Here is a 527-nt window from a genome sequence, read left to right on the forward strand (position 1 = left end):
GAAATACCAGGTTACGACGCGGTATTTTATTTTCGTCGAAAAGTTATAGCGGAAAACGGGACAGGATGTGTATTCGTCATACCGCGAATACATTCGCTTGCATGAGAATACCTCCTGTCAGGGCAAGCCCCGACACCCCAAACGTGCAAAATGGAGAGTCATTGCGATGGCTAAAAATAAACGTAGTGGTTCAGAAGTACGGCAGAGAACTAAGGTTATCACCCTTAGAGTAAATAACAGAGTCGCAAGCGAAATCAGACGGCGAGCGAAGAACGAAGGACTGACAATTTCAGAATATATCAGGACGGCAAGTTTAAATAATGAAATAAAACAGCGCGTACCTTCTAGGTATTTAGATGAATTAATCCGACTTGGTCGGATGCAGAAGAAATTATTTGATAAGGGAAAGCGGCCGAAGGATAAGGAGTACCTCGAGGTGATGCATAAAATAATTTCACTTTGCGATGAAATGAAAATAGTAACGAAGCGAATTTCTGATGTATATAATGAAATGGATCTATTAAAAC

The 527-nt window shown here is 40.8% G+C and carries 1 protein-coding gene; it reads left to right on the top strand.

Annotated elements, in window-relative coordinates; translation table 11 throughout:
* Positions 1-166: 166 nt before the first annotated feature.
* Positions 167-527 (top strand): plasmid mobilization protein MobA (gene mobA, locus EHSB41UT_RS24765; RefSeq protein WP_087113428.1); only part of this gene is annotated, 361 nt, incomplete at its 3' end.

The organism is Parendozoicomonas haliclonae (genome assembly GCF_900174585.1).
Taxonomy (GTDB): Bacteria; Pseudomonadota; Gammaproteobacteria; order Pseudomonadales; family Endozoicomonadaceae; genus Sansalvadorimonas; species Sansalvadorimonas haliclonae.